Source organism: Phenylobacterium sp. (assembly GCF_030645195.1).
Classification (GTDB): Bacteria; Pseudomonadota; Alphaproteobacteria; order Caulobacterales; family Caulobacteraceae; genus Phenylobacterium.
Genome location: NZ_JAUSLW010000100.1, coordinates 1 through 4213, shown reverse-complemented (window position 1 = coordinate 4213; position 4213 = coordinate 1). Strand labels below are relative to the sequence as shown.

The window sequence follows — 4213 nt, the reverse complement described above, 5'->3', positions numbered from 1 at the left end:
GCCCACCCCATGAAACTCGACTCCAGCATTTCCGCCGTCATCACCGGCGGCGCCTCGGGCCTCGGCGCGGCCACCGCGCGGCGCCTGGCCGCCCACGGGGTCAAGGTGGCCCTCTTCGACCTCAATGAGGAGCTCGGCGAGGCGCTCGCCCAGGAGCTCGGTGGCGTCTTCTGCAAGGTCAACGTCACCTCCAGCGAGGAGGTGGACGCAGCCTTCGCCAAGGCGCGCGCCGCCATCGGCCAGGAGCGCATCCTGGTGAACTGCGCCGGCGTCGGCGGCTCGGTGAAGACCGTCTCCCGCGACCGCGAGACCGGGGCGATCAAGGAGTATCCGCTGGAGAACTTCGAGCGCATCGTCCAGATCAACCTGATCGGGACCTTCCGCTGCATCACCAAGTCGGCGGCCGGCATGCTGACCCTCGACGTCCTGCCCGACGGCGACCGCGGCGCCATCGTCAACACCGCGTCGGTCGCCGCCGAGGATGGCCAGATCGGCCAGGCGGCCTATACCGCGTCCAAGGCCGGCATCGTCGGCATGACGCTCACCATCGCCCGCGACCTCGCCAGCGAGGCGATCCGGGTCAACACCATCCTGCCCGGCATCTTCGACACCCCGCTGCTGCAGCGCGCCAGCGAGGCGGTGAAGGCCGGCCTCGCCGCCCAGGTCCCGTTCCCCAAGCGCCTGGGACAGCCGGAGGAATACGCCCAGCTCGCCGAGACCATGATCACCAACGGCTATTTCAACGGCGAGGACGTCCGCCTCGACGGCGCCATCCGCATGGCCCCGCGCTGAGGCGGGGGCTACCTAGATCCTCCCCCAGCGCGCAGCGCGGTCTGGGGGAGGTGGCGCGCGCAGATATGCGCGTGACGGAGGGGGCGGCTGGCGGGGCGTGGCAAACAAGAGTCAAAGTCCCCCTCAGCCGGCCCTCCGGGCCGACAGCTCCCCCAGCGGGGGAGCATCTGGGGGCGTGCGCATATACGATACCCCTGCGCTGAGGCGGGCTGCTACGACATCGAACCGGCCAACAACAAGGAACCCCGCGACATGAATCTCGGACTGGACGGCAAGGTCATCTTCATCGCCGGCGGCAGCCGCGGCATCGGCCTGGGCATCGTCGAGGCCTGCCTGGCCGACGGCGCCCGGCTGGTGATCACCGCCCGTGGGGCCGACGAGCTGGAGGCGACCCGCGCCCGCCTGGCCGCGATCCACGGCCAGGACCGCCTGATCGCCATCTGTGGCGACATGCGCGACACCGCGGTGATCGAGGCCGCCGTGGCCCGCGCCGAGGACGAGTTCGGCCCGATCTTCGGCGCCGTGGCCAATGTCGGCCTCCACCCCTGTCCCCCCGGCTTCGAGGTTGACGACGAGACCTGGGACGCGGGCTTCAGCCAGAACCTGGACTCCGCCTGGCGGCTCTCGCGGGCGGCCCTGCGGCGGATGACGCCGCGCGGCGAGGGGTCGATCCTGCTGATCAGCTCCATCGCCGGCCTGGGCGCGCTGGGCACCCCGCTCACCTACGGGACCTCCAAGGCGGCCATGAACCACCTGACCAAGGAGCTGGCCCGCATCGCCGGCGCCAGCGGCGTGCGGGTCAACGCCATCGCGCCGGGCAACATCGTCTTCCCCGGCGGCGACTGGGAAAACCGCGCCAACGGCCCCCGCGCGGCGGCCTGGAAACGCTGGATCGACCGCGAGGTGCCCCTGCAGCGCTTCGGAACCCCCGCCGAGATCGGCGCCGTCGCCGCCTTCCTGATGAGCCCGCTGGCCAGCTTCGTCACCGGCGCGGTGGTGCCGGTGGACGGGGGGCAGACGCGGTAGGGGGCCGCCGCCCGCAAGCCGACCCCAACACCCGCCTGCCGGCGCCCGCCGCAAGCGGATCGTGTCGCCAAGGGGTGGTTAGCCGACCAAGGGGAGGTGCGGATCACCTTGTGTCTACGGGCCAGCGGGCGACTCCGCTGTGAGCACCTTCAGAAACCATCAACTCAAAGATTGATTATCAACAGGGATATTGATTAATTGCGCGTATGAACGCAGACGTGCACGCCCTAGTTGGCCCCGAAGACGCGTTGGACGCGATCTTTTTCGCCCTCTCCGACCCTGTGCGCCGGCGCATATTGGAGCGGCTGGACGGCGAGGCTCTGCTGGTTTCCGAACTGGCGGTTCCCTTTGACATCTCGCTGCAGGCGGTCTCGCGCCATATCCAGGTGCTGGTCCGCGCGGGCCTGATCAGCCAAGCCCGTTCGGGCCGGATCAGCCGTTGCTCCCTCGATGCCGAGCCGCTGGAGGGCGCCGCCTTGTGGCTGAATCGCTATGCCAAATATTGGCAAGCCCAATTCGAGACCCTCGTCCAGCACCTCGACCGCATCGAAAGGGAGACGTCATGAACTACGTCGAGACGAAGTCAGCCCTGGAAGCCAAACGCGCCCAGATCGCCAGCATCCGCGAAGAGATGCGCGCCATCCAGGTCGACGTCGAGCCGCAGGCCGTTGAGGACTACGAACTCTGCGGCTGGGAGGGCCCGGTGCGCCTCTCGCAGCTGTTTGGCGACAAGCCCGACCTCATCCTGATCCACAACATGGGCCGCGGTTGCTCCAGTTGCACCATGTGGGCGGATGGTTTCAACGGCGTCTACGACCATCTCGCCAGTCGAGCCGCCTTCGTCGTCTCGAGCCCCGACCCGGTGGAGGTGCAAAGGGAATTCGCCAAAGGGCGCGGCTGGCGCTTTCCGATGGTCAGCCACGCGGGAACAAACTTCGCGCTCGACATGGGCTATCGCCGAGCCGACGCGAGTCATGGCGGCTACCAGCCGGGTGTGTCCGCCTTTCGAAAGGAAGGCGACCGCATCCTGCGTTTGTCAGACACCGAGCTAGGTCCGATGGACGACTTCTGCGTCTACTACCACCTGATGGAGATGATCCCGGGCGGCGACGCTGAGTTCACCCCGAAGTTTAGCTAGGATTGAGCCCCGCGAGCCCGGAAGCTGACGTGCCGAAGGTCTGACATGGTCGTGGGCAGTCGATCAGCCTGTCGCCCAGAGCAGACATGACCCTGCCGGGCCGACAGCAGACCTTCCAATCGTCTGTGAAGGGTGGGGAGCAGACCCCGAGCTTACCCGGCTGATCCTCTTCCGGCGGCGATCACGTCCGCTCGCGTCTTGGGGTCGCTCTGCAGATAGAGCATAGCGCTTGGCAGGAACATCATCTCCCACTCGCGCGCCCATGCACCGACACCTCTTTCGAACGCCGCCGAGAGCGTAGTCTCCGGGTCACTCTCGACCCACACTCTCAGATCGTAGAGAGGCGCCAGATCGGGGTGCAGGGCCGAAACGCCCTCCACCACCGCAAGGCGTTCGGCCGACACTACCTTGAGCTCGCTGGACACGGAGCCGGTGCTCCAATCGTAAGGGTGGTAGGAACAGCGGCCAAAGCGCGCCAACGCATGTATGGCTGCCATGAACGCATCATAGCGGACATAGTCGAAGGGGAATGAAGGCGTGTTCCTCGAGGGCCACTCCCCTTCTGGCTTCACGAAATCATCGAGCCAGAGGCACTCCGCGCCGAGTTCCCGGACTAGCCGCTCAGCCAGCGTCGACTTGCCAGCTAGTGGTAGGCCATCGAGTGCCACCAGGAGCGGCTTAGGTTTGGACGCAACCGTCTCAACGATCTCATCGAAGTTCAGCCGCATCGGCCATGCTGAGCAGACATTCTGAACTTCGGCAACGGGTGGTTAGCTGCCGTTCAATGCTCTCAGACGGTGAGCCGCCGCTCACCTAACGCCACCCCCAAGCCCGCCAGCGCCGCCCCCACCGCCTGAGCCGGATATCCCGACGCCGGCGCCTCCTTCGTCCCAGGCAAGGCGTGCAGGAAAGCGTCCATGATCGCCGCCACCGGCGCCTCGCGGGCGAGGATCGGCCGCACGGCAGGGGGGCGCCGCTTCGCCGCCTCCAGCCACCGGGCATAGGCCCAGCGGGCATACGCGCTGTCATAGTCGGCGTGGGCGGCCAGGAACGCGCGCTCTTCCGCTGAGAGATCGAACCCCGACCCAAGCGCATAACCAAAGTCGGCGAGATAGAGAACCTTGCAACTTCCCGCGCCTCACGCTCCGATGCGCGCCGACCTGCCGCACCTGCGGCGGCGATCCGTCGGGAGGGCGCGATGACCGTTCGAACAGGCAGCTGCCTCTGTGGCGCCAGGGCCTACGAGATCGACGGCGA

At 67.4% G+C, this 4213-nt stretch carries 5 protein-coding genes; 4 read left to right on the top strand and 1 reads right to left on the bottom strand.

Features of this window, described 5'->3' with window-relative positions; translation table 11 throughout:
• Nucleotides 1–9: 9 nt before the first annotated feature.
• The 4 genes from Q7T09_RS08955 (at nt 10) to Q7T09_RS08940 (ending at nt 2956) form a co-directional block, all read left to right on the top strand.
• Nucleotides 10–792: an SDR family NAD(P)-dependent oxidoreductase gene (locus tag Q7T09_RS08955; RefSeq protein ID WP_304699259.1), complete on the top strand. Its 783-nt coding sequence runs from the start codon at nt 10–12 to the stop codon at nt 790–792.
• A gap of 252 nt (nt 793–1044) precedes the next feature.
• Nucleotides 1045–1818, top strand: coding sequence for an SDR family NAD(P)-dependent oxidoreductase (locus Q7T09_RS08950; RefSeq protein ID WP_304699258.1), 774 nt, complete (start codon nt 1045–1047; stop codon nt 1816–1818).
• 248 nt (nt 1819–2066) lie between these two features.
• Complete coding sequence (locus Q7T09_RS08945; RefSeq protein ID WP_304699257.1) at nt 2067–2384, top strand: helix-turn-helix transcriptional regulator; 318 nt, start codon at nt 2067–2069, stop codon at nt 2382–2384.
• A complete protein-coding gene (locus Q7T09_RS08940) occupies nt 2381–2956 on the top strand; it encodes a DUF899 family protein (protein ID WP_304699256.1) in 576 nt (191 codons plus the stop codon). Before Q7T09_RS08945 ends, Q7T09_RS08940 begins: the two co-directional genes overlap by 4 nt.
• Before the next feature lie 152 nt (nt 2957–3108).
• On the opposite strand, the gene Q7T09_RS08935 is transcribed toward Q7T09_RS08940, so the two are convergent.
• On the bottom strand, nt 3109–3684 hold the full coding sequence (locus Q7T09_RS08935) for a uridine kinase (protein ID WP_304699255.1): 576 nt from the start codon (nt 3682–3684) through the stop codon (nt 3109–3111).
• Nucleotides 3685–4213: the final 529 nt, after the last annotated feature.

Excerpts from the sequence above, each read along its gene's own strand:
- Q7T09_RS08940 (WP_304699256.1), top strand. The coding sequence starts at position 2,381 with ATGAACTACGTCGAGACGAAGTCAGCCCTGGAAGCCAAACGCGCCCAG.
- Q7T09_RS08935 (WP_304699255.1), bottom strand. The coding sequence starts at position 3,684 with ATGCGGCTGAACTTCGATGAGATCGTTGAGACGGTTGCGTCCAAACCT.
- Q7T09_RS08950 (WP_304699258.1), top strand. The coding sequence starts at position 1,045 with ATGAATCTCGGACTGGACGGCAAGGTCATCTTCATCGCCGGCGGCAGC.
- Q7T09_RS08955 (WP_304699259.1), top strand. The coding sequence starts at position 10 with ATGAAACTCGACTCCAGCATTTCCGCCGTCATCACCGGCGGCGCCTCG.